The following is a 24,091-nucleotide window of genomic DNA, read 5'->3' as shown; positions in this document are numbered from 1 at the left end:
AAAACTATGTTAATGTATACGCGAGATTTTAGAACGGCTATCTACAAAAAAGTCGCAGAAATCATGCGGGAAATACCACCAGCACAGGAGCAGCCTTTACCGTTTTCAAAAACGTCGTTATATTATCAGAAGATCTAATGGTGTGCAAGCTTTTACTCATGAGGAACAAAAACCGCCCCCGGCGCTCCTCACAACTCGTAGCCGAATTCCTTCAGCATGCGGCTGTTGTCGCTCCACTCGCCGCTCACCCGCACGAACAGCTCCAGGAAGACCTTGGCGTCGAGCAGGCGCTCGATCTCCTGGCGCGACTGGGAACCGATCTTCTTGAGCATGTCCCCCCTGCGGCCGATGATGATCCCCTTCTGCGAGTCGCGCTCCACGTTGATGGTTGCCTGGATGGCGACGACGCCGTTTTCGCGTTCCTTGAAGCTGTCCACCACGACGGCGACCGAGTACGGGACCTCGTCGCGCGTCAGCCTGAAGATCTTCTCCCTGATGATCTCGGCGACGATGAAGCGCTCCGGCACGTCGGTCAGGATGTCGTCCGGGAAGTAGCAGGGCCCTTCGGGGAGCAGTCCGTGCACCAGTTGCACGAGTTGCTCCACGCCGTCGCCGGTGCTCGCCGAAACCGGGATGATCTCCTTGAACGGGTAGGTGTCGCCGTAGATCCCCATCCGTTCCAGAAGCTCCCCTTTGGGTATCAAGTCGATCTTGTTCATCACGAGGATCACGGGAGCCTCCACGCCGGAGAGCACCTCCTTGATCATCCCCGCCTCCTTTTCCGGCTCGAAGGCGCCATCGACCAGGAAGAGGATCAGGTCGACGCCCTGCACCGAGGAGAGCGCCTCCTCCACCATGAACTGGTTGAGTCGCGTTTTGGCGCGGTGGATGCCCGGGGTATCGAGGAAGACGATCTGCCCGCCGGGTATGTTGTGGATACCCTTGATCTGATTGCGGGTGGTCTGCGGCTTGTCCGAGGTGATCATGAGCTTCTCACCAAGGATGCGGTTTAACAGCGTGGATTTACCGACGTTCGGGCGCCCCACAATTGAGACGAAACCGGAACGGAACACCTGTTCAGACATGAATAGCCCTCCTGGCTCTTATTGCGAAAATTCAAAGCGGTACAACATACGGGAAAAGGTTCAGCAAGGAAAGCTCTCTTTGCGCCCCGGCAGGTGTCGGGGGCACCGACACAGTATACACCGAAGCGGCGCAATGCCTAGTGCTGCGGGTGTAGGTCCGGGCGACGGGCGTGACGCACCCCGCCTTGCCACTTAAGAGAGATGAGTTCCGGGTCGAGTGCGGCGTCCTCATGAACCGAGGCTTGAATGCCGTGGTGCCCGGCCAGGCGGGCGAGGTTCACCCTCTTCTGGCCGACGAGGTCGGAAACCCTGCCGCGCGGCGCGCCGAAGGAAACTTCACTTCCGGGGGGGACCCCTTCAAGCAGGGCGCACATGACGTCGAAGCAGATCTCGGAGGCGACGAGCTGCCCGAAGGCGGGATGGTAAGGGCCCGCGAGGAGCGTGCCGGGACGCTCCAGCTCGGCCGTCGGCTGCAGCCCCATGCGGATCACCGGGATGCCGGCACGTGCGGCGGTGATGAGCATCTCCTTGCAGAGGGAGACCGCGTCCGGGAGTGCAAGCGGCGCATAGGCGCCGCGCCGGTAACGCTCGGCGAGTTCGGTCCCGTCGATGACGAGGGTGGGATAGATGCGCAGAAACGAGGGTCGCAGGGCGAGGGCCGCGCGCAGCGTGGCGAGCGAGCGCTCCGGCGTGTCGCCGGGGAGCCCGGGCATGAGCTGGATCCCGACCTCGATGCCGGCTTCCTTCAGGGCCGCGACGGCAAGGTCCACTTCGACGACGCCGTGGCCGCGCCCGGAAAAAAGGAGCACCTCGGGGTCCATGGACTGGACGCCGAGCTCTACGGTCGCGACGCCTCTTTCGCGCAGAAACAGTGCCGTCCCCGCGTCCACCGCGTCGGGGCGCGTCGAAAGACGGACCGAGGCTACGACCCCGCGCCTTAGAAGCGGCTGCAATGGGGCGAGGAGCGCCTCCTGGTCGGCCGGGGGGAGTGCCGTGAAGGTCCCGCCGTAAAAGGCGACCTCGAGGTTGCGCCCGGGTGCACCGGCACGGTACTCCTCGATGCGCGAGACGAGTTCAGCCTCGGTCGGAAGGACGCCCCGCGCCCCCGCCACCTTCTCCTGGTCGCAGAAGACGCAGCGGTGCGGGCAACCAAGGTGCGGGATGAAGAAGGGGACGAAAAGCGGCCTCAAGGCTTCCCCTTGAGAAGCAGCATCGCGGCGCGGGCCGCGTCCTGCTCGGCCTCCTTCTTGGTGCGCCCCGCCCCTTCCCCCATGAGCTCTTCGCCCACGTACACCTCGACGCTGAAGCGCCGGTCGTGGTCCGGCCCGCTCGCCTCTTTCAGCTGGTAGCGCGGCAGATCGCCGCGAAGAAGCCGGGCGCGCTCCTGAAGTTCCGTCTTGGCGTCGCGTCCGCTCAGGATCTCGGGACAGGAGAGAAGCGGCTCGAAGAGCGCATGCACGACGGCGCGCACCGCGTCGATCCCGCCGTCGAGGTAGACCGCAGCGAGAAGGGCCTCGAAGGCATCGGCCAAAAGCGAGCGCTTCTCACGCCCGCCCCCCTTCTCCTCCCCCTTGCCAAGGCGCAGCGACGCGCCGAGTTCGAGGCTCCCCGCGATGCGGGCGAGGCTCACCTCGTCCACGAGAGCCGCGCGCATCTTGGTGAGCTCCCCTTCCCTGCTTTGCGGAAAACGCACGAGCAGCAGGTCCGAGAGGAGAAAATCGAGCACGGCGTCGCCGAAAAACTCCAGGCGCTGGTTGTCCTTGCCCCCCGCCTCGTTCACGTAGGTGCGGTGGGTGAGCGCCTCTTCCAGAAGTTCGCGCTTGGCGAACCGGTAGTTCAGCCGCTCCTCCACTCTTTGCATCTTATCTTCCCGTATCTCGCTCATGATAAAGCCCGCGTTTCTCCTTAATTTGAGGCAACTATAGTCAAAGGTCTTCGGCATGGCAATAAGGTTCTGCGTGAGCTCGACCAGCGCGGCAATGAACCTGTGCCGGTAACGGTCGCGGCAACTCCGCGCCAGAGGCAGCTGAAACCGGTGCAACCCGGCTCAGAACGGGCATTTAAATCTTGCATAATGATCACCCCTCCCATATAATTCAGTGATTTTATAAGAGATCATGAGACCAGCGACATGGGTTTTTTCATTACATTTGAAGGCGTTGAAGGGTGCGGTAAAACGACCCAGTTGAGGCTCCTGAAGGAGCGTCTCCAGGCTGCGGGAGCGAAGGTGGTTGCGACGCGCGAACCGGGCGGCTGTCCGATCGCGGACCAGATGCGCGCCATCCTGCTCGACGCGAAGAACAGCGCCATCACGCCGCTTGCCGAACTGCTCCTTTACGCCGCCGCACGTGCGCAGCACGTCCAGGAGGTGATCGCCCCGGCGCTCGAGCGCGGCGAAACGGTCCTTTGCGACCGCTTCACCGACGCGACGCTCGCCTACCAGGGGCATGGGCGCGAGCTCGACCTCGCCGTGATCGGGCAGTTGAACGCCCTCGCCACTTCCGGCGTGCAGCCGGCGCTCACCGTGCTCATCGACTGCCCGGTGGAGATCGGGCTTGCCCGCGCACTCTCCCGCATCGAGGCCACCTCCGGCGCGCGCGAGGAACGTTTCGAGCTGGAATCGGTGCGCTTCCACGAGCGGGTGCGTGCGGGATACCTCGCCCTCGCCAAGGCACAGCCCGAGCGGTTCGTCATCGTGGACGGCTCCGGCGACGTGGCCGCCACCGAGAAACTGATGCTCTCCGCGCTGGCCAAGCGCCTTCCCGCGGCAGCCCAAGCGGCGCTCGGGGCGTAGCCGATGCCTTTTTCCGAGATCATAGGGCAGGACCGGGCCATCTCGGTCTTGAAGCGCTCCATAGCTCTTGAGCGGGTGGCGCACGCCTACCTCTTCTCCGGCATCGAGGGGTGCGGCAAGAAAAAGACGGCCCTTGCCATGGTGCAGGCCGTCTTCTGCGGCAAGGAGGACGCCTGCGGCGTCTGCCCCTCCTGCAGGAAGATCGCGAACGGCCAGCACCCGGACCTCCATATCCTGGAGCCGGACGGCGCCTTCATAAAGATCGACCAGGTCCGTGAGCTGCAAAAGGAGCTCGCCTACCGCCCCTTCGAGGCGCCCAAGAAGGCGTGCATCATCGACGGGGCCGAGAAGCTGAACCTCTCTTCGGGGAACGCCCTCTTGAAGACCTTGGAGGAGCCGCCGGGCAACGCGCTGATGATCCTCGTCACCGCCGAGCGCTCCGCGGTCCTGCAGACCATACTCTCCCGCTGCCAGACGCTCGACTTCCAACCGCTGCCGGCCGAGATGGTCGAGGCGCGGCTTTTGCGCGAGCAGTTCCCGGCCGAGGCCGCCCGCGTCGCGGCCTCCCTTTCCGGCGGCAGTTTAAAGCGTGCGGTGGAGATCGCTACCGACGGCGTGCTCGAGGGACGGGTGAACTTCCTGGAGCGGGTGCTCGCGCTGAACCTCAAGGACGTGAACGCGCTCCTTACCGCGGCCGAAGAATTCGCCGCCGACAAGGAAGGGCTGCCCGGGTTTCTGGAGTTGCTCCTTTCCTTCCTGCGGGACGTGCTCATCTACAACTCCACCCCGGAGGCGCTCGCCAACTCGGACCTCGCGCACCTGGTGGCCCGTGAGGCGGAGCGCTCCCCGCAGCAGCGCATCATCGACCTGATCGAGCAGTTGGTCGCCACGCGCCGTATGCTCGTTCGCAACGTGAACGCGAGGCTCGCCCTGGAGGTCTTCTTCATGCGCCTCGCGGAGCGGTAAAACAAAAGGCTTAACGCAGCACCCACACGAACCACAGGTTCATCAAGACCTGTTTTTCTCTTTGGAGGCATTTTTGGCACAGATCGTAAGGATTCAATTCACCACCGCTGGGAAGCTCTACGACTTCAGCTCCGGCAAGACCGCCGTCAAGCCGGGGGACCGCGTCATCGTGGAGACCGAACGGGGTAAAAGCATAGGCCAGGTCGTCGCCGGCCCCATCGAGGTGGAGGACTCGCTCGTCCCCGAAGGGCTCAAGCCGATACAGCGCCTGGCCGATTTAGCCGACCTCGCGACCCTCGCCGCCAACACGGCGAAGGAGAAGGAGGCGCACAAGTTCTGCCTCTCCCGCATCAAGGAACGCGGCATGGACATGAAGCTCGTCCGCGTCGAGTACCTCTTCGACGGCTCCAAGGCGATCTTCTACTTCACCGCCGACGGCCGCGTCGACTTCCGTGAACTCGTGAAGGACCTGGCCCACGCCTTCCACACGAGGATCGAGATGCGCCAGATCGGCGTCAGGGACGAGTCGAAGATGGTCGGCGGCATCGGCATCTGCGGCCGCGAGCTCTGCTGCTCCTCGTACTTAAGGGAATTCGAGCCGGTATCGGTGAAGATGGCCAAGGAACAGAACCTCGCCCTCAACCCGAGCAAGATCTCGGGGCAGTGCGGCAGGCTCTTGTGCTGCCTCTCCTACGAATTCGAGACCTACTGCAATCTGAGAAAGGGGCTCCCGAAATGCGGCAAGCGCGTGCAGTGCGGCTGCGTCGACGGCGAGGTGGTGAAGGTCAACGTACTGGACCAGACGGTGACGCTGAAGACGACGGACGACTCGCTGGTCACCCTGAAGGGGGAGGAGATCAGCCCGGAGAACGTGAGCGACCGGGTTAAGAAACCGCCGCAGCAAAAAGGTGAGCAGCAGGGGGGCGACAAGGGCAAGTCCCAGGGTCCCGGCAAACAGCGCCGCAACCGGCCCGTCGACGTCAAGGAAAGAAAAAAGGAGAAACCACAATGAAACCGGCTTTTTACGTCACCACCCCCATCTACTACGTAAATGACGTCCCGCACATAGGGCACGCTTACACCACCTTGGCCGCGGACGTGCTGGCGCGCTACAAGCGGCTCAAGGGGTTTGACGTCTTCTTTCTGACCGGCACCGACGAGCACGGCCAGAAGGTCGAAAAGGCCGCCAACGCCGCGGGCGAGACGCCGCTCGAGCTCGCCGACCGCGTCATGAAGCGCTTCCAGTCGCTTTGGGAGAAGCTGGAGATCTCCAACACCGACTTCATCCGCACCACCCAGGAGCGTCACAAGAAGGGGGTGTCCGTCCTCTTCGAACGGGTCATGGAGAAAGGCGACATCTACCTGGGCGAGTACGAGGACTGGTACTGCACACCGTGCGAGACCTTCTGGACCGAGACCCAGCTCATCGACTACAAGTGCCCGGACTGCAACCGTCCCACCGAGAAGCTGAAGGAGGAGTCCTACTTCTTCAGGATGAGCAAGTACCAGGACCAGCTGCTCGCCCACATAGAGGCGAACCCGGACTTCATCCAGCCCAAGAGCCGCAGGAACGAGATCATCTCCTTCGTGAAGGAAGGGCTCCGCGACCTCTCCGTTTCCAGGACCACCTTCAGCTGGGGCATCCCGGTCCCGGGTAACGACAAGCACGTCGTCTACGTCTGGTTCGACGCGCTCACCAACTACATCACCGCGCTCGGCTACCCCCAGGAAGGGGGCGACTTCGAGAAGTACTGGCCCTGCGACGTGCACCTGATCGGCAAGGACATCCTTAGGTTCCACACCGTCTACTGGCCCACCTTCCTGATGGCCGCCGGGCTCCCGATCCCGAAGAAGGTCTTCGCCCACGGCTGGTGGACCGTCGAAGGTCAGAAGATGAGCAAGAGCCTGCAGAACGTTGTCGAGCCGAACATGCTGGTCGACAAGTACGGCGTGGACGCGGTGCGCTACTTCCTTTTGCGCGAGGTCCCCTTCGGTCTCGACGGCGACTTCTCGCACCAGGCGCTCATCCACCGCATCAACTCCGACCTCGCCAACGACCTCGGGAACCTCTTGAACCGCTCCACCGCGATGCTCGGCAAGTACTTCGGCGGCGTCCTGCAGACACCGGGCGAGGAGAGCGAGCTGGACAAGGCGTACCGCGAGAAGACCGTGGCGATGATCGAGCAGGTGGACGGCTTCATCGACGAGCTCGCCTTCAGCCGCGCGCTGCAGGCGATCTGGGAAGTGATCTCCGCCGGCAACAAGTACATCGACGAGACCGCCCCGTGGACCCTCGCGAAGGACCCGGAAAAGCGCGAGCGTCTCTCCACGGTCATGTACTACATGCTCGAGAGCCAGAGGATCGTGTACACGCTTCTCTCCGCCTTCATGCCGAAGACGGCGCAGAAGGGGCTTTCGTGCCTCGTCGGGTCGGACGAGGCGAGCGCCGAAGGGCTTGCCTGGGGCGGACTCAAACCCGGCACCGCCATCGCCAAGGCAGAAGCACTCTTCCCGAGGATCGAGGAGAAGGCCGAGTAAGCAAAGGCAATGGACAATGGACAATTGACGATTGACAACTAAAAGCTGAAAGACGAAGGCGCTTCACACATATCGCGTGAAGCGCCTTTTCATTGCCGCCTTCTTTTCTGCCGTCCACCTCAATGTCTTCCGATTCACAATCGTCAATCGTCAATTGTAAATCTTCAATTGGTTTGGTCGCAGCTCGCCGGGGGCGAACATGAAGAAGAAACGGAGGATGCAGTACTTGTAGAACTCGGAGAAGAGGAGCTTGAAACTCCCGGAATGGCTCCACCACTCTTCCTTCAGGTTGCTCGAGTCGACCGGGTGCGGGTAGATCGCGACGTCCTTCGGGAGCGCGTTCCGGAAAAGGATCGTGGAGCGCTTCATGTGGTAGCGCGAGGTGATCAGCTTAATCGACTTCACCTCGTGCTTCATGATCAGGTCGCGCGCGTAGATCGCGTTCTCCAGGGTGTTGCGCGAGGACTGCTCCAGGTAGACGTCCCCCGCCCGCTCCCCCTTGTAAAGCTCCCGCTTCTTGACGGAGGGATCGACCCCGATAAGGAAGAGCTTCTTCCCCTGCCCCGCCCGGTACAGCCGCACCCCTTCCTCGACCCGGCCGCGCCCGCCGGTCAGCACCACGATGGCGTCCGCCTTGACATCGCGCTGGGTGAGCGAGAAGGTCTTGTAGGCGAAGTCCACGAACAGCACACTCAAAACGATCAGTATCAACACCAGCAGGGAGACTAATCCCTTCAATAAAGCCATGATTTAGCACCTGAAAAAACGACAAGTCGCCAACTTTTTGCTTGCATCGGCGGCGCGATTCTGTTAATAGTTACGACTTCAGTAATCACCGGAGGGTACAAAGAATGTCCAGAATATGCGAGATTTGCGGTAAAGGCCCTAGCTTCGGGAACAACGTTAGCCACGCCAACAACAAGACCAGCAAAATTTGGCGCCCGAACCTGCAGAAGATCAAGGCCGTGAAGAACGGTACCGTCAGGAGCATCAAGGTCTGCACCCGCTGCATCCGCTCCGGTCACGTCACCAAGGCTCTCTAAGAAGATCTTCCGCACAGTCCCTAAAGCCGCGGCGCAATTTGCGCCTGCGGCTTTATTTTTGTCCGCGCTCTACTAGCGGCAAAGCGCGGTGACTTCGATCTCCACCAGGACGCCGCGCGGCAGCCCCTTCACCTCCACGGTGCTGCGGGCCGGCGCCGCTTCCTGGAAATAGCCGCCGTAGATGCCGTTCACCGTGGCGAAGTCCGCCATGTTGGCGAGGTAGATGGTGGTCTTCACGACGTCCTGGAAACCCAATCCTGCGGCGGAGAGAAGCGCCCCGATGTTCTTCATCACCTGCTCGGTCTCGGCCACGACGCCACCCTGCACGACCTCGCCGGTCGCCGGGTCGAGCGCGATCGCGCCGGAGAGAAAGAGAAAGCCTCCCGCCTTCACACCCTGGGAGTAAGGCCCGATCGCCTGGGGCGCGTTTTCCGTGCTGATAATTTCCTTCATGCCTTCCTCCTTCACTGTTTCTTCTGCTGCTAACTCTTAAGCCGCTCCACCTTGATGACCCCTTTCACCTTCATGATGGCGGCGAACACCTTTTTCAGGTGATCGAGGTCGGTCACGTCCACCTCGAAGAGGTTTTCCCCGCGTTTGTCGAGGGTGCTCTGGATCGAGGCGCTGGAGATGTTCGCCTCGCAGTTGGTGATCGCGGTCGCGATGTTGGCGAGGATACCCTTCTCGTCGTTGCACACCACGCGGATCTTCACCGGCAGCGCGCTCTTCTTTCCCTTGTTCCAGGCTACCTCGATGCGCCGCTCGGGCTCGAGCGCCATGGCGAAGGGGCAGTCCGCGGTGTGCACGGTGACCCCGCGCCCGCGGGTGATGAAACCGGTGATCTCGTCGCCGGGAAGCGGGTTGCAGCACTTGCCGAAGCGCACGAGAACGTCCTCTACGCCGTTGATCTCGATGGCGGAGGAGGATTTCCCCTTAAGCGCGCCTATCACCTTTCCGATGCGGGTTTCCTTCTGCTCCTTGGCCGCCTCGAGCTTGTCAGCGGGGAGGAGTTTGCCGAGCAGCTGGTTCGCGGAGAGCTTGCCGTAGCCGACCGACGCCATCAGGTCGTCCTCGGTCTGGAAGCCGAACTCCTGGGCGACCTTCTTCAGCTCGCCCCCCTTCTGCAGCTTGGAGAGGTTCAGGGAGTAGCGGCGGAAATCCTTCTCGCAGATCTCGCGCCCTAAAGTGATGCTTCTCAGGCGCTCCTCGGTCTTCACCCAGGCCCGGATCTTGTTGCGCGCCCGCGAGCTCTTGACGATCTTCAGCCAGTCCTTGCTCGGGGTGTGGTGCGGCGAGGTGATCACCTCCACGATGTCGCCGGTCTTCAGCTCGTACTTCAGCGGCACGAGCTTTCCGTTCACCTTGGCGCCGACGCAGCGATGCCCCACGTCGGTGTGCACCGAGTAGGCGAAGTCGATCGGCGTCGACCCCTTCGGGAACCCCTTCACGTCACCCTTCGGGGTGAAGATGAAGACGTCCTCCGGGAAGAGTTCGACCTTCACCGTGTCCATGAACTCCTTGGAGTCGGCGAGTTCCTGCTGCCACTCGAGGAGCTGCCTGATCCAGGTGAAGTGGCGGACCTCCTTCTCGTCGTACCCCTTCCCTTCCTTGTACTTCCAGTGCGCCGCGATGCCGCTCTCGGCGACCCGGTGCATCTCGGCGGTGCGGATCTGCACCTCCATCCGCTCGCCGTAGGGGCCGATCACCGTCGTGTGCAGCGACTGGTACATGTTACCCTTCGGCATCGCGATGTAGTCCTTGAAGCGGCCGGGAATGGGCTTCCAGGTGGAGTGGATGATGCCCAGCACCTCGTAGCACTCGCGTATGTCGTCCACCGAGACGCGGATCGCGATCAGGTCGTAGATCTCGTCGATGTCGACGTTTCTGCTCTGCATCTTGCGGTAGATGGAGTAGAGGTGCTTGGAGCGCCCGGAGACGTCCCCCTTGATGCCGTGCTCCTCGAGCTGCTTCTTGATGATCTCCTTCACCGTGGAGACGTAGGACTCGCGTTCCTGCTTCTTCTTGGCGACCTTGGAGGCGAGATCGTAGTAAAGCTGCGGCTCCAGGTAGCGGAAGGAGAGGTCCTCGAGTTCGCCCTTAACCCAGGAAATGCCGAGCCGGTTCGCGATCGGGGCGTAGATATCCAGCGTCTCCCGCGCGATGGTGCGCTGCTTCGGCTCGGGCTGGTACTGCAGGGTGCGCATGTTGTGCAGACGGTCGGCGAGCTTAACCAGGATGACCCGGATGTCATTGGCCATGGCGAGGAGCATCTTGCGGAAGTTCTCCGCCTGGCTCTCCTCCTTGGTCTTGAAGTGGATCTTGCCGATCTTCGTGACGCCGTCGACCAGGCGCGCCACCTCCTCGCCGAAGAGCGATTCCAGCTCCTCGTGGGTGGTCAGGGTGTCCTCGACGGTATCGTGCAGCAGACCGGTCACCACGGCGGCAAGGTCGAGCCTCAGGTCGGCCAGGATACCGGCCACCTCCATCGGGTGGATCAGGTACGGCTCACCGGAGAGGCGCGTCTGCCCTTGGTGCACCTTGGCGCAGAAGACGTAGGCCTTGCGCAAAAGGTCGAGGTTCGCGCCCGGGTTGTAAGCGGAGACCTTATCGAGTATGTCGTTCAGTCGTATCATCGCGTCCGTTTTAACTGAAAAAGAAGGGGCTAACAGCCCGGGGCCACATTCCCCGTGAGCCGATAGCCCCTGCAGGTTCAAAAAGGGGGGACCGCTGCACGCGAGTCCCCCTCCGATCTACTAACGACCCTTCTTGCCGATCTCACAGCCGATCTTGCCGGCGGCGATTTCCCTCAGGGAGACGACCACGTTCTTGTTGGCGCCCCTGTTGTCGATAAGCGGCTTCGCGCCTTTGAAAAGCTGCTTCACCCTCTTGGAGGCGAGCATGACCAGGAGGAAGCGGTTGTCCACCTTCTCGAGGCAATCTTCTACGGTAACCCTTGCCATAAATGAAATCCCCTTTGTGATTTTACGTAGCTGCTAGATCGTGAAGATCCTGGAAAGCCCCTGCAGAAGACGGGTGGAGCGGCACTGTTCGGCGACCAGCACGCTTTTCAGCTGTTCCAGGGCCTCGGTAAACTTGTCGTTGACGATGATGTAGTCGTACCAGCGCGCTTCCTTGATCTCGCCGGAGGCGTTTTGGATGCGGCGCTCGATGACTTCCTGCGAGTCGGAGGAGCGGTTGTCCAGGCGGCGCCTGAGCTCCTCGATGCTGGGCGGGAGTACGAAGATGTAGACCCCTCCTTCGAAACGCCCCTTCAACTGCCGTGCACCCTGGCAGTCGATGTCAAGGATGAGGTCGATCCCCTCGGCACGGGATTCCTTGAGGGTGGCAAGCGACGTGCCGTAGAAGTTGCCGTGCACCTCGGCCCACTCGGCGAACTCGCCGGCCTCAACCATCCGGTCGAACTCTTCCTTGCCCACAAAAAAATAATCACGCCCGTGCACCTCTCCGTTTCGGGGAGGGCGCGTCGTGTAGCTGACAGAATGCCGCAAGTTGGGGAATATGTCAATTATTTCCTTGCAGAGCGAGGTCTTACCCGCCCCCGAAGGAGCCGAAATCACGTACAGCACGCCTTCACGTTTCATCGTTTCACCCGTTCTCGTTGTCGGGATCCGCTACAAACCGTGACGGCGGACCCACGCAACTGTAAAGTCTGCCTTACTCTATGTTCTGCACCTGTTCACGGATCTTTTCGAGTTCGGCCTTCAACTCCACCACGCACGCCGCCATCCGGGCGTCGTTCGCCTTCGAACCGATCGTGTTCACCTCGCGGTTGATCTCCTGGAGCAGGAAGTCGAGCTTTCTACCCACCGGCTCGCTCTGCGCGAGGGTCTCGTCGAACTGGCGCAGGTGGCTGCCAAGACGCACCAGTTCCTCGGTGACGTCGCACTTGTCGGCCATGACGGCGACCTCCTGTGCGATGCGCTCCTCGGGGAGGCTTCCCTCGCCCAGAAGCTGCGCGATCCTCTCTTTGAGGCGCTGTGCATACTCCGAGACCACGAGCGGCGCGCGCTCCCCCACCTGCCCGATCAGCCGGTCCAGGGTCTCGCGACGCTTCTTGAAGTCGCCTAGGAGCGACTCCCCCTCGAAAAGACGCATCTCGTCCACCCGGCGCAGCGCGTCCTCGACCGCCGCGACCAGCTCCTGCGGGATCTCCTCGAGGGTCGCCTCGGCCTCGGCGGCCACGGTGACCACGTCGCGCTGGGCCGCGATGAGAGAGAGGTCGACCTGCCCGGAAAGCCCGAGTGCCTCGCCGATCGTCTGGTAGGCCTTCAGATACCCGCGCGCAAGCGGCAGGTTCGGGGTGGGAACCCCGAGGGCCACCGCGTTCTCGACCTGGATGAAGACGTCGATCTTGCCGCGCACGAGCCTCTCGCCCACCCGCTTCTTGATCTCGTTCTCGAACTGCATCAGCGCCCGGGGAAGCTTCACGGTCACCTCGCCGTAGCGGTGGTTCACGCAGCGCACCTCCACGATGAAGCGCCCCGCCTCATGGGCCGCCTCCCCCTTGCCATATCCGGTCATGCTCTTGATCATGCCATCTCCCTTTCTCGCGCCCCCATTATCGGCGGGACTCGAACAGTTTCTTTTCCCAGCGCCAGGCGTCCGCCACGATGGTGTGCAGGTCGTCGTACCTGGGTGTCCACCCGAGCACGCTGCGGATCTTTTCCGCCACGGCGACCAGGCTGTCCGGGTCGCCCGGACGGCGCGGCGCTTCGCTCACCTTGAAGTCGACCCCGCTTACCTCCTTGACCACGCGGATCACCTCGCGCACGCTGCTCCCCGCGCCGTACCCCACGTTGATCACGTTCGAGGTACCTCCCTTTTCCAGGTACGAGAGGGCGGCCAGGTGCGCCGAGGCGAGATCCTCGATGTGGATGTAGTCGCGGATGCCGGTGCCGTCGGGGGTCGCGTAGTCGGTGCCGAAGATGGAGACGCCGTCGCGCGCGCCAAGCCCCGCCTGGCAGGCCACCTTGATGAGGTGGGTCGCCTCCGGGGTGCGCTGCCCGATGCGCGCCTCGGGATCGGCCCCGGCGACGTTGAAGTAGCGCAGCGCCACGTAGGAAAAGCCGTGCGCGAAGGCCGCGTCGCGCAGCATCCATTCGCTCATGAGCTTGGAGGTGCCGTAGGGGTTGATGGGGGCCGTGGCGCTCGCCTCAGAGGCGCTCCCCCCCTCGGGCATGCCGTAGACCGCGGCGGTACTGGAGAAGATGAAGCGCTCCACCCCATGCTCGACACACGCCTGCAGCAGGTTCAGGGTGTTGCGCGTGTTGTTGGAATAGTACTTGAGCGGCAGGTGGACCGACTCGGGGGCGATGATGGCGGCGGCGAAGTGCAGCACCGACTTGCACCCCGTCTCCCTGATCACCTCGCCGATCTTCGCCTGGTCCGCCAGGTCACCGACGATCAGGCACTCCCCATGGATCAGGGCGTCCGCCGAACCGGTGGAGAGGTTGTCATAGACCACCACCTCGTGCCCGGCCTCGGAGAGTTGACGCACGACGTGGCTTCCTATGTAACCGGCTCCGCCGGTAACGAGAATGACACTCACAGAGCAACCTCCATGACAAAGATAATGAAAGAGGGTCTAGCCATTTGGACTAAACCCTCGATACGCCGCGGCGGCGAGACATAAAGCCGGCCGTCACACACGCAACGCAGATGCTCAAGCGAGCAATCGCGAGTATTTATAGCACCGCCCCCTCCGCAGCGCAAGGCTAAATCAAACAAAGAAGGGGTCTTTGCCGCGCTTTGGCGCCGGGGCACCTCCCGACTGACTCAGCGCTTTGGATCCGCCACGGGCTCATGCAGACGGTGCACCTTCATCAGATTGGTGGTGCCCGGGCTTGAGAGCGGACTCCCCATGGTTATCACTACGAGTTCCCCGTTTTTGAGCCAGCCGGTATCGAGTACCGCGGCCTCCACCGAGAGGATCTGCGATTCCGTGTCCCCCTCGATGTCGACCCTCAGGGCGTGCACCCCGGCGTACAGGGCGAGCCGGCGGCGCACCTCCTGCGACGGGGTCACCGCGATGATGGGCTGGGCGGGACGGTACTTCGAGACGAGCGCCGCCGTGCTCCCGGTCTGGGTGAAGGCGAGGATGGCGGCGGCCTTGACGCTCTCCGCCGCGCGGCAGGCGGCCATGCCGATCACCTCGGAGATGTTCGGGAGGCCGTTTTTGCCGTCCGGTCCCTTGCAGCACTGCGCCATGAGCTGCGGGTCGTTCTCGATGTCGCGCGCCACCTGGACCATCATGGAGACCGCCTCCACCGGGTATTTCCCGGACGCGGTCTCGGCGGAGAGCATGATGGCGTCGGTGCCGTCCAGGATCGCGTTGGCGACGTCCGAGGTCTCGGCACGGGTCGGGCGCGGGTTGTTGACCATGCTCTCGAGCATCTGGGTCGCCGTGATCACCGGTTTTCCCGCCTCGTTGCAGCTGCGGATGATGCGCTTTTGGATGAGGGGTACCTTCTCGGGGTTCAACTCTACGCCCAGGTCGCCGCGGGCCACCATGACGCCGTCGGAGGCGCGCAGGATGGCGGCGAAGTTGAGCACCGCCTCGGGCTTCTCGATCTTCGCGATGATGCGCAAAGGAGAACCCGCCGCGTCGATGATCTCGCGCAGCTGCAGCACGTCCGACTCCTGGCGCACGAAGGAGAGCGCCACGTAGTCCAGGCGCTGCTCCATGCAGAACTGCAGGTCCTCGCGGTCCTTCTCGGTGAGCGCGGGGGCCGAGACCTTCGCGCCGGGGAGGTTGATCCCTTTGCGGTCCTTCAAAAGACCGCCGGTGACGACGAGGCAACGAACGTCATCCCCCTCGACGCCCAACACCTTTAGCTCCATGAGGCCGTCGTCCAGAAGGATGCGATCGCCGGTCTTCACGTCGTGCGGCAGCCCGCGGTAGATGGTCGGGATCAGGTTCCCCTCGCCGAGCACCTCCCGCGTGGTGACCACCACCTCGCTTCCGGCGGAAAGCGGCATGCTCCCCCCCGCCATGAGGCCGGTGCGGATCTTCGGTCCCTGGAGGTCGCCCAGGATGGCGACGGCGTGCTCGTGCTCCTTGGAAAGGTTGCGGATGTTTTCGATGACCTGTGCCTTCGTTGCGTAATCGCCGTGGGAGAAGTTCAGGCGGAAAACGTCGACACCTGCATGGATCAGGGTATCCAGCATCTCCTTGGAGTCGCTGGCGGGGCCGACGGTGGCTACGATCTTGGTGCGACGAAACATGGGTTCTCCTCATGGAGCCCGCCGGAGCACCGCGGGCGGCATCCGGAAGGGCTTTTACGTAGATGGCGGAAGTGAAAAGCTTGAGGAACGACCCTTCATAATTACCCGAAATCGGGCGAGGGTGCAAATGGTAAGGAAGGTTTTGAGCCGGCTCTACTTTGGGGAAAGGGGGCCTGCCGGTCAGCGCGCCCCCAGCTCTTGCCACCGGAAGCAGCCGACGGTGTGATCGTTGACCATGCCGACCGCCTGCATCAAGGCGTAGCAGATGGTGCTCCCGACGAAGCGAAAGCCGCGCCTTTTCAGGTCGCGGCTCAACCGGTCCGAAACCTCGCTCGTCGCGGGGACCTCGCTCAGGGTGCGCCAGGCGTTTTGCACGGGTGTGCCGTCCACGAAGCGCCAGAGGTACGCGTCGAAACTCCCGAACTCCTCCTGCACCGCGAGATACGCGCGGGCGTTGCCGAGCGTGGAGGAGATCTTCAGCCGGTTCCGTACGATCCCGGCGTCGGCCATGAGACGCGCCTCGTCGGCCGCACCGAAGCGCGCCACCGCCTCGGGATCGAACCCCGCGAAGGCGCGCCGGTACGCCTCGCGCTTTCTGAGCACGGTGATCCAGGAAAGCCCGGCCTGGGCCCCCTCGAGGGTGAGGAACTCGAAGAGGAGGCGGTCGTCGTGCACCGGCACTCCCCATTCGAGGTCATGGTAGGAACAGTAGAGGGGATCGCTCCCCGCCCAGCCGCAGCGGTTCACGCTACCGCCCGTGGTGGTCGCGGTCAAATTCCCGCTCCTCCCTGCGCTGCTCCTTCTCGAAGCGCTTGTCCTCCTTGCGCTGCTCCTTTTCGAAGCGCTTCTCCTCCTTGCGCTGTTCTTTATTGAAGCGCTTATCCTCTTTGCGCTGCTCCTTGGCCTCGTGGCGCACCGCCTTCCAGTACCCCTTGTCACTGCGGTGCCGCCCGCGGTAATGCTCGCGGTCGTGCCGGTACACGTCATACTCGCGGGCACGGTACTCGCGGATGCGCTCGATGCGGTAGCGACGCAGCGACGGCGGCAGTTCGCGGTAGCGCACCGGGTACCATCCCCCCCTGTTGTCCGGAGAGCGGTACCAGCGCCCGTCGCGGAACACGAAGTAGACGTTGTTCAGGTAGAAGAGATCGTACGGCACGCCCACCGCGACGTAGAAGCCGAGCCGCTCCGGATAGACGAACTCCACGTCCTCCTCGACGTCATCGTAATAGGGAGCTGGAGGCGCCGGAGCGACCACCACCGGGCGGGGTGCCGGCGGAGGGGGCGCCACGACCACGGGACGGGGTTGGTTGCCAAGGTGAATGTTGACGTCGACCCCTACGTTGGACGCGTGGATCTCGGGGACCATAAGCGGCAAGGCAACGACCTGCATGAGCGCAAAGAGCGCTTTTCTCTTAAGCGGCATGGATGTACCTCCTCTGGATTGGGGTGTCAGTGTGACGCAGGGGGATGAACGATCTCGCTGCGCCCGCAGAACTCCCTTATGTAGTTTTCGAACTCTTCCGCCGGCATCGGGGTGGCGAAGTAGAACCCCTGCGCCTCGTCGCACTTCCTGCCGGCCAGGAAGTGGAGCTGGTCGCTCGTTTCCACCCCTTCGGCCACCACCTTGAGTTTTAGGCTGCGCGCCATCGAGATGATGGCGACCGCGATGGCGGCATCGTCGCTGTCGCTTGTGAGCTCCGCGATGAAGGAACGGTCGATCTTGATGGCGTCGATGGGGAAGTGCTTCAGGTAGCTAAGCGATGAGTAGCCGGTGCCGAAGTCGTCGATGCTCAGGCGCACCCCCATCTTCTTCAGGGCCCGCAGGGTGTCGATGTTTCTCTCGGCGCGCTCCATGATGACGCTCTCGGTCAACTCGAGCTCCAGCGAGTTCGGGGGAACCCCGGTCGTCTCGATGATGCGCTCCACGGTCTGCAAAAAATCGGGCTGGCGGAACTGCCGCCCGGAGATGTTGACCGCGATCTTCGTCTGCGGACAGATCTTAGACCAGCGCGCCGCGCGGAGGCAGGCCTCGTTCAGCACCAGTTCCCCCAGTTCGAAGATGAGGCCGCTTGTTTCGGCAATCGGTATGAATTCGTCCGGCCCCACCAGGCCGAACTCTGGGCTCTGCCAGCGCAAAAGGGCCTCGGCCCCGGTCAGGCGGAAACTCTTCAGGTCCCACTGGGGCTGGAAGTGCAGGTAGAACTCCCCCCGCCCGATCCCCTGGCGCATGCCGTTTTCCAGGGCGGCCCGGCGCATGTTGCGCTCGTTCATCTCCTGGGAGAAGAAATGGAAGATCCCCTTCCCTTCGCTCTTGGCCTGGTAAAGGGCGGCATCGGCGCAGCGCAGCAGGCTCTCGACGTCGCTTGCGTCGTCCGGGTAAAGGGCGATCCCGATGCTCGTGCTGCCGTAGAGTTCCTCGCCGTCGATGACGAAGGGTGCCGTGAAGAGATCCTGAAGTCTCGCGGCCATCGCCGCGACGCCGACCTCGTCCGGTCCGGAGTTGATCACGATGACGAACTCGTCCCCACCGAGCCGGGCGAGGGTGTTCGACTCCCCGAGGGAGCCTGCCAGACGGGCGGCCACCTCCTGGAGGAACCGGTCGCCGTTTTCGTGCCCTTTCGAGCTGTTCAGGTCCTTGAAGTTGTCCAGGTCGAGGAAGAGCAGGGCGAGCTCCCGGTTCTCCCGCTCGGCCAGGGCGAGCGCCTGGTGCAGGCGGTCCATGAGCAGCGACCGGTTCGGGAGCCGGGTGACGGGATCGTAGTAGGCGAGGGTTTCCAGCTGCTGCTCGCACAGCTTCCGGGCGGTGAGGTCCTCGCAGGCGGTGACGACACCCAGGCAGCGCCCGCTTTGGTCCTTGATGGCACGCGAGGTGAGCTGCACCGGGAATTCCATGCCGTCCTTGCGCACGTTCAGGCACTCCCGGGTCCAGAGACAGAAGCTGCCGGGGCTGATGCGCGGCACGACGTCGTCGCGGCGCGGCGCGAAAATACGCGCCTCCTTGCCGATCAGTTCCCCCGGTGCGTACCCGTGCATCTCCGCATCCACGTTGTTCGTGTAGACGATCCTGCCGTCGGTGTCACTGATGGTGATCCCGAGCCCGATCGGGAGCGAGTCGATCGCTTCCTTCAGCATCGTCAGCCGCTCCTGGTCCTGGGGTGAACCGGTACCGTGCTGCTCGCGGGCCTGGGGAAAACAGGTCATTTCGGCGTTGGCCGCATCATGCATGGGAAAGCTCCTGCCGCGGCAAGCGCCCCGACACGAAAAATGTGATGGATGTAAAGGAGGGAAAAACACCTCCGGTCCGCAGGTTCGGCGCCGGGGTGGTTGGGGAGGGATCATTAAAAGCGGGCGAAAAAAAACGGGTTACCGATATCTTAGCTTAGATATTTCGGCAACCCGGCTGTCTCGGTGAGACCCTATAGGCTTTCCGTCCCATCCTCGCGGATGGTTTAGTATTATCGTTTATCCAGTTTTTCGGCTGTCCGCATAGCACGCTTGCGATCGGCTCGCACCCGCCCTGGAGATCGCCCCAGGTAGCCGGCTTGCCTTGCCATCGAGTCAGACTATTAACCAGATGGAGAGGGAAAAGTCAAATGAAATTAAGCTCATTTTGCGCGTGGTCGTCGAAAAATTCCCGTGCGTGGCTCAGCCGATGATCTGGGACGACCGCATTTGCTGCCGCATCGGCACGGTCACCGTGACTTCGGTCCCCTTGCCGACCGTCGACTGGACGTCGATGTCCCCCCCGTGGCGTTTGATGATGCCGTAGCTCACGGTGAGGCCGAGCCCCGGCCCCTTCCCGGCGGGCTTCGTGGTGAAGAAGGGATCGAAGATCTTCCCCATGTTCTGGGGCGGGATGCCGCAGCCGTTGTCCTTGATCACGACGGCGAGTTGGGGCTGCTCCCCGTACTTGGTCATAAGCCTCGTGCTGATGTCGATCCTGCCGCCGTTTGGCAGCGCGCTCTTCGCGTTTTGCAGCAGGTTGACGTAGACCTCCAGAAGCTTCACGAAGTCCCCCTCGATGGGTGGGACGGCCGGGTCGAGATGCAGCTTCACCTCGATCTTCTGCTCCTTGAAGGGACCCTCCATGATCTCGAGGGTGTCCTTGAGCACCTGGTTTATGTCCATTTCGCTGAAGTTGCAGCGCACCTGGGTGGTGAAGCGGACCAGGTCCTCGACGATCTTTTGGCAGCGGACGGCGGCGCTCTCGATGCTCTCGAGCACGTCGATCCCCTCCATGAGTTCGCTGTCGATGGGGTGGGCGAGCGCGTTGCTGCGCAGCATCTGGATCGCCCCGAGTATCCCGGCCAGCGGGTTGTTGAGCTCGTGCGCCGCCCCCGCGATCACCTCCCCCAGCGTGGTCATCTTCTCGGACTGGATCAGCTTGGCTTGGGCCTCCTTCAGGTGCCGGGTCTTCTCCTCGACCATCTTCTCCAACCGGGCGTTCAGCTCCCTGCGCTGGGCCTCTACCTGCTTTCGTTCGGTGATGTCACGCAGCATCACCTGGATCGCCTCCTGCCCCTGGAAGATGATCCCGGTCGCGGTCGCCTCGACGTCGATGATCGCGCCGTCCTTGCGCACGATCCTCGACTCGCGCAGCGGGCAGGCCTCTCCGGTCTCCTTGATCTGCTGGATGCGCTCGAGCACCATGCCGTGGAAGTCGGGGTGCACGAAGGTGAAGATCGACTTGCCGACCAGATCCTCGGGGTTCTCAAGACCGAAGAGGTTGGAGGCCTCCTTGTTGGCGCATAAGTAGCGCCCCTCGCTTTGCACCACGATCGCTTCCGGTGCGTTCTCGAAGAGCTTCCGGTAGCGATCCTCGCTCTGCATGAGCTCCGCTTCCATAAGCTTGCGCTCGGTGATGTCGCGGAAGATGCCGCGCGTGCTGATCGCCTGCCCCTCGTTCGTGTTGCAGTTGATGCTCCCCTCCAGGATGATGCTGCGGCCGTCCTTGGCGAGGAATTCCACCTCCACCCGGGGTATCTTCTGCCCGCTTTTCAGCTGGGCGAACATGTTGGCGCAGTGGCTCTGGCAGCAGGGCTTGATCACGTCGAAGATGTTCATCGAGGCGAGTTCTTCGTCGCTGTAGCCGAGGGTGCGTTTCCAGGCGCTGTTCACGTAGATGAACTTGCCGGTGGCGTCCACGCTCTGGATGAGGTCGTTGGCGTTGTCGAGGATGTCGCGGTAGCGCTCCTCGCTCTCCTTCAACTCCTCCTCGGCCTTCTTCCGGTCGGAGATGTCCAGGAAGCTCTCGACCAGGTGGTCCCGCCCGTGCAGTCTAACCCTCGCCACCGTTTTCACGATGGTGATGGTCTCGCCGTTGCCCCTGAGAAGGCGACGCTCGGCGTTGTCGATGCGCAGCCCCTGGTCTGTGATCGGGCAGGAGCCGACCTTCTCGGGGCAGATGAAGCAGTGACAGACGGCGCCGACCATGTTTTCCCTGTCGATGCCGATCAGTTCCACCGCTTTGGGATTCGCGTCGACGATGGTGTGGGTCTCCGCATCGATGATGACGATGCCGACCTGCACCGTTTCGAAGACGGCGCTTAGGCGCCTGCGGCTCTCTTCGAGTTCGCCGGCTATGTGGGAGAAGTCGAAGCAGGCCGCGGACGCGGCGCGCTCGGTGTCTTGCGCTTCGAGAGTACTGGACATCTGCTGCTCCTGGAACAGGTTGAGTGAATTGAAACTCCGGCTTCCTACGGTTTTTGCTGCTCTGCGGTCGGGACGGCGGCAAGTTCCTTCAAGACCCTTTTGGCCTCTCGGTGCCCCTGGGTCGACGCCCTCCGAAACCACACCTCGGCTTTCCCCTGGTCCGGGGCCGGCAGGGCGAGCCCCTGCAGGTACATCATGCCCAGGTCGTACTGCGCGTCGGCAAGCCCCGCGTCGGCCGCCTTCTGCATGAGCTCGAAGGCCTTTTTGAAGTCCTGCGGGACTACTTCACCGCGGATATAAACGAAGGCGAGGTTCCATTCCCCCTCGGGGTACCCCTGCTCCGCCGATTTCTGGTACCACTTGAGCCCCTCGAGCCGGTCCTGCTCGACGCCCAACCCGGCGGAAAGCATCACCCCTACCTTCATCTGCGCCTCGGCGTCTCCCTTTTCAGCCAGTTTCTTGATCCCTTTGAAATCGGTGCCGTCGAAGCCGTGGCAGTAGGCAGCCCCGAGCAAAACCGACAGGAAGAGCCAGCAAAATATCCGTATCACTTTCATAAGAACCACCTCGCTCCTTTTCAATGCATGCACGACATATGCACATAACTTGCCATCCGCTGCGGCGTGTTCGCCGTACCGGGCATCTCGGGGGGGCCGGAGACGGGTGCGGCACCGGGCGCCGGCGCGAGGTATGTCGGCACGTATCGTGCTGTACAACGAGGAAAGAGGTTGCCGCAACGGGCTGAATGACGGTACGCCGCTTCGCCGCCGTCACCCGGCAGAGCTCTAAAGGCGCCGAAAACGGTCACCTTTTCGCCAGCAGGTAAAAGTGAGGCCTCCGGGCCGGCGCCGGCTTTCGCGCGCCGTGCTACTGAAAAACCCGCACAAACTGCGCGAAATAGCGCAACCGGCGAGAAATTGTAACACAACGGGACAAAATTAAAAGTAAAAGCCCCCGACCGGCACCACAAGCGGGGCAGATGGCGCACCAAGCGGGGCATTTGCCCCAAGCCGGCATGGTGATATAACCCAACAGTTGACGTGATAGGTTGCGAGCACCGTATTTATATAAAAAAATCTATACACAATTTTCAACATGAATGGTAGTATGTGCCGGCTTTTCGCGGTGCAAGCGGCGACGTTGCCCGCAGTCATTTCCCGTACTTGGGCCACTACGCACGCCGTCCAGCATCACCCACCCGTGACAGGTCGAGGAAGGAACGTTCAACATGAGCAAAAACAGAATCCTGGTTGTTGACGACGAAAAGCTGATCTCATGGTCGCTCGCAGCGAGCCTGAAAAAAGACGGCTACGAGGTCGACACGGCGGCATCGGGCAGCGAAGCACTCCAGAAATTCGAGACCTTCAAGCCCGACCTGGTCATGCTGGACATCTGCCTTCCCGATGTGAACGGCCTCGAGCTTTTGAAGCGCTTCAAGGCCGCCAACGATGATCTCTACGTCATCATGATCACCGCGTACGCCAACGCGGATTCGGCGGTGCAGGCGCTGCAGGACGGGGCCGAGGACTACTTCGGCAAGCCCTTCAACCTGGAAGCGGTGAAGCATGTCGTGGAGCGCGCCTTCGAGAAGCGACGCCTCAAGAAGGAGGTGGACTACTTCAGAAACGAACTGCGCCGCAAGTCGGACCAGGAGAAGATGGTCGGCAACAGCCCCAAGATGATCGAGGTCTTCAAGATGATCAAGATCTGCGCCGACGCCGATGCCAAAACGGTGCTCATCACCGGGGAGAGCGGTACGGGGAAGGAGCTTGTCGCCAAGGCGATCCACTACCACAGCGCCCGCGCGGACGCCCCCTTCATCGAGGTCAACTGCGCATCGATCCCGGAAAACCTCCTGGAGAACGAACTCTTCGGCCACGAGAAGGGGGCATACACCGACGCCTCGCGGCGCCAGAAGGGGGTATTCGAGCTCGCCGAAGGCGGATCGGTTTTCCTGGACGAAATCGGCGACATGCCTTATCAGATGCAGGCCAAGATCCTGAAGGCGACCGAAACCAAACGCTTCAGAAGGCTCGGCGGGCAGGAAGACGTCGAGGCGAACGTAAGGATCATCACCGCAACGCACCAGGACCTCCCGAAGATGGTGAAGGAAGGAAAATTCCGCGGCGACCTCTTCTTCCGCCTGAACGTGATGAACATCTGCCTCCCGAAGCTTAGGGAACGCAAGGAGGACATAGAGTCGCTCGTGCAGTACTTCATAGAGACCCTGAACGAAGAGTACGGCAGGAGCGTGACCAACGCCTCCCCCGAGACGCTCGAGTATCTCACCAGGTACGACTGGCCGGGCAACGTGCGCGAGCTGCGCAACTGCATCGAACGGCTCATGATGCTCGAGCAGGGAAAGGTGCTGACACCCGAGTTCCTGAGCCCGGAGATACGTCAGTGCAAGCTCCCCGCAGGGGAAAGCGAGGTAGGCGGCGTGATCAGCTCCGACTTCGCGGGAGAGCATATCGTGCTCCCCTCCACCGGCATCTCGCTGGAGGAACTCGAGAAGATGCTGATACAGCTGGCGCTCAAGAAGTCCGGCGGCAACCAGTCAAAGGCGGCCAAATTCCTGAAGACCAGCAGGGATACCCTGCGCTACCGCATGAAGAAGTTCGGGCTTTCCGACTCAGGCAAGGAAGGTGAAGTCGAGGGGATGGAAGCAGGCGCAGAAGGCGGCAACGGCGGTGCGGCGGTGTCGGCAGGAGGCAACGGCGGCTCGGCGGTCGCCGGAGAAGGTCTCAGGTGGGTCTAGGGCGGGT

General features: G+C 62.4%; 22 protein-coding genes and 1 riboswitch. Of the genes, 6 read left to right on the top strand and 16 right to left on the bottom strand.

Annotation, left to right across the window (positions count from 1 at the left end; translation table 11 throughout):
- Positions 1-188: 188 nt before the first annotated feature.
- The 3 genes from era to rnc all read right to left on the bottom strand — a co-directional run bounded on the left by era (position 189) and on the right by rnc (position 2,970).
- Positions 189-1,085, bottom strand: coding sequence for a GTPase Era (era, locus tag D6Z24_RS11720; RefSeq protein WP_129126779.1), 897 nt, complete (start codon positions 1,083-1,085; stop codon positions 189-191).
- 137 nt (positions 1,086-1,222) lie between these two features.
- Positions 1,223-2,275, bottom strand: coding sequence for an elongator complex protein 3 (locus D6Z24_RS11715; protein WP_129126778.1), 1,053 nt, complete (start codon positions 2,273-2,275; stop codon positions 1,223-1,225).
- Positions 2,272-2,970, bottom strand: coding sequence for a ribonuclease III (gene rnc, locus D6Z24_RS11710; RefSeq protein ID WP_129126777.1), 699 nt, complete (start codon positions 2,968-2,970; stop codon positions 2,272-2,274). The genes D6Z24_RS11715 and rnc overlap by 4 nt, the downstream gene beginning before the upstream one ends.
- A 246-nt stretch (positions 2,971-3,216) precedes the next feature.
- Between rnc and tmk the strand changes: the two genes are divergently transcribed.
- From tmk to metG, 4 genes are all read left to right on the top strand, one after another.
- Positions 3,217-3,879 (top strand): dTMP kinase, encoded by a 663-nt coding sequence (gene tmk, locus D6Z24_RS11705; RefSeq protein WP_129126776.1) that lies wholly within the window; start codon positions 3,217-3,219, stop codon positions 3,877-3,879.
- Positions 3,880-3,882: 3 nt separating this feature from the next.
- Positions 3,883-4,845: a DNA polymerase III subunit delta' gene (gene holB / locus D6Z24_RS11700; RefSeq protein WP_129126775.1), complete on the top strand. Its 963-nt coding sequence runs from the start codon at positions 3,883-3,885 to the stop codon at positions 4,843-4,845.
- A gap of 73 nt (positions 4,846-4,918) precedes the next feature.
- Positions 4,919-5,857, top strand: coding sequence for a PSP1 domain-containing protein (locus tag D6Z24_RS11695; protein ID WP_129126774.1), 939 nt, complete (start codon positions 4,919-4,921; stop codon positions 5,855-5,857).
- Positions 5,854-7,383, top strand: coding sequence for a methionine--tRNA ligase (gene metG, locus D6Z24_RS11690; protein WP_129126773.1), 1,530 nt, complete (start codon positions 5,854-5,856; stop codon positions 7,381-7,383). The genes D6Z24_RS11695 and metG overlap by 4 nt, the downstream gene beginning before the upstream one ends.
- A 150-nt stretch (positions 7,384-7,533) precedes the next feature.
- Here the strand turns inward: metG and D6Z24_RS11685 are convergent, their stop codons facing one another.
- Positions 7,534-8,130, bottom strand: coding sequence for a YdcF family protein (locus tag D6Z24_RS11685; RefSeq protein WP_129126772.1), 597 nt, complete (start codon positions 8,128-8,130; stop codon positions 7,534-7,536).
- A gap of 104 nt (positions 8,131-8,234) precedes the next feature.
- Here D6Z24_RS11685 and rpmB point away from each other — a divergent pair, with 104 nt between their 5' ends.
- On the top strand, positions 8,235-8,426 hold the full coding sequence (gene rpmB, locus D6Z24_RS11680; protein ID WP_012531640.1) for a 50S ribosomal protein L28: 192 nt from the start codon (positions 8,235-8,237) through the stop codon (positions 8,424-8,426).
- A gap of 72 nt (positions 8,427-8,498) precedes the next feature.
- Here the strand turns inward: rpmB and D6Z24_RS11675 are convergent, their stop codons facing one another.
- From D6Z24_RS11675 to D6Z24_RS11620, 12 genes are all read right to left on the bottom strand, one after another.
- Complete coding sequence (locus D6Z24_RS11675) at positions 8,499-8,879, bottom strand: RidA family protein (protein WP_129126771.1); 381 nt, start codon at positions 8,877-8,879, stop codon at positions 8,499-8,501.
- Between the two features lie 29 nt (positions 8,880-8,908).
- On the bottom strand, positions 8,909-11,059 hold the full coding sequence (locus D6Z24_RS11670) for a RelA/SpoT family protein (RefSeq protein WP_129126770.1): 2,151 nt from the start codon (positions 11,057-11,059) through the stop codon (positions 8,909-8,911).
- 120 nt (positions 11,060-11,179) lie between these two features.
- Positions 11,180-11,386 (bottom strand): DNA-directed RNA polymerase subunit omega, encoded by a 207-nt coding sequence (rpoZ, locus tag D6Z24_RS11665; RefSeq protein WP_085813544.1) that lies wholly within the window; start codon positions 11,384-11,386, stop codon positions 11,180-11,182.
- A 33-nt stretch (positions 11,387-11,419) separates the two neighbouring features.
- Complete coding sequence (gene gmk, locus D6Z24_RS11660) at positions 11,420-12,028, bottom strand: guanylate kinase (protein ID WP_129126769.1); 609 nt, start codon at positions 12,026-12,028, stop codon at positions 11,420-11,422.
- A gap of 73 nt (positions 12,029-12,101) precedes the next feature.
- On the bottom strand, positions 12,102-12,980 hold the full coding sequence (locus D6Z24_RS11655; protein WP_129126768.1) for a YicC/YloC family endoribonuclease: 879 nt from the start codon (positions 12,978-12,980) through the stop codon (positions 12,102-12,104).
- Positions 12,981-13,005: 25 nt separating this feature from the next.
- A complete protein-coding gene (gene galE, locus D6Z24_RS11650) occupies positions 13,006-13,995 on the bottom strand; it encodes a UDP-glucose 4-epimerase GalE (RefSeq protein ID WP_129126767.1) in 990 nt (329 codons plus the stop codon).
- 227 nt (positions 13,996-14,222) lie between these two features.
- Positions 14,223-15,671, bottom strand: a complete 1,449-nt coding sequence (gene pyk / locus D6Z24_RS11645; protein ID WP_129126766.1) for a pyruvate kinase — start codon at positions 15,669-15,671, stop codon at positions 14,223-14,225.
- Between the two features lie 180 nt (positions 15,672-15,851).
- Entirely contained in the window at positions 15,852-16,445 is a 594-nt protein-coding gene (locus D6Z24_RS11640; RefSeq protein WP_129126765.1) for a DNA-3-methyladenine glycosylase I, read from the bottom strand.
- Positions 16,420-17,097, bottom strand: a complete 678-nt coding sequence (locus D6Z24_RS11635; protein WP_129126764.1) for a hypothetical protein — start codon at positions 17,095-17,097, stop codon at positions 16,420-16,422. The genes D6Z24_RS11640 and D6Z24_RS11635 overlap by 26 nt, the downstream gene beginning before the upstream one ends.
- A gap of 26 nt (positions 17,098-17,123) precedes the next feature.
- Complete coding sequence (locus D6Z24_RS11630; protein WP_162605122.1) at positions 17,124-18,899, bottom strand: putative bifunctional diguanylate cyclase/phosphodiesterase; 1,776 nt, start codon at positions 18,897-18,899, stop codon at positions 17,124-17,126.
- Positions 18,900-19,061: 162 nt separating this feature from the next.
- Positions 19,062-19,138: riboswitch (cyclic di-GMP riboswitch) on the bottom strand.
- Between the two features lie 181 nt (positions 19,139-19,319).
- Entirely contained in the window at positions 19,320-21,326 is a 2,007-nt protein-coding gene (locus tag D6Z24_RS11625) for a PAS domain-containing protein (protein ID WP_129126762.1), read from the bottom strand.
- 44 nt (positions 21,327-21,370) lie between these two features.
- Positions 21,371-21,883 carry a tetratricopeptide repeat protein gene (locus D6Z24_RS11620; RefSeq protein ID WP_129126761.1) on the bottom strand — a complete coding sequence of 171 codons (513 nt, stop codon included), beginning with the start codon at positions 21,881-21,883 and terminating at the stop codon, positions 21,371-21,373.
- 671 nt (positions 21,884-22,554) lie between these two features.
- Here D6Z24_RS11620 and D6Z24_RS11615 point away from each other — a divergent pair.
- Positions 22,555-24,084 (top strand): sigma-54-dependent transcriptional regulator, encoded by a 1,530-nt coding sequence (locus D6Z24_RS11615; protein ID WP_129126760.1) that lies wholly within the window; start codon positions 22,555-22,557, stop codon positions 24,082-24,084.
- Positions 24,085-24,091 lie beyond the last annotated feature (7 nt).

The organism is Geomonas oryzae (genome assembly GCF_004117875.1).
GTDB lineage: Bacteria > Desulfobacterota > Desulfuromonadia > Geobacterales > Geobacteraceae > Geomonas > Geomonas oryzae.
Note: the sequence above shows the minus strand (reverse complement) of the source record. Positions and strands in the feature narration are given on the sequence as shown.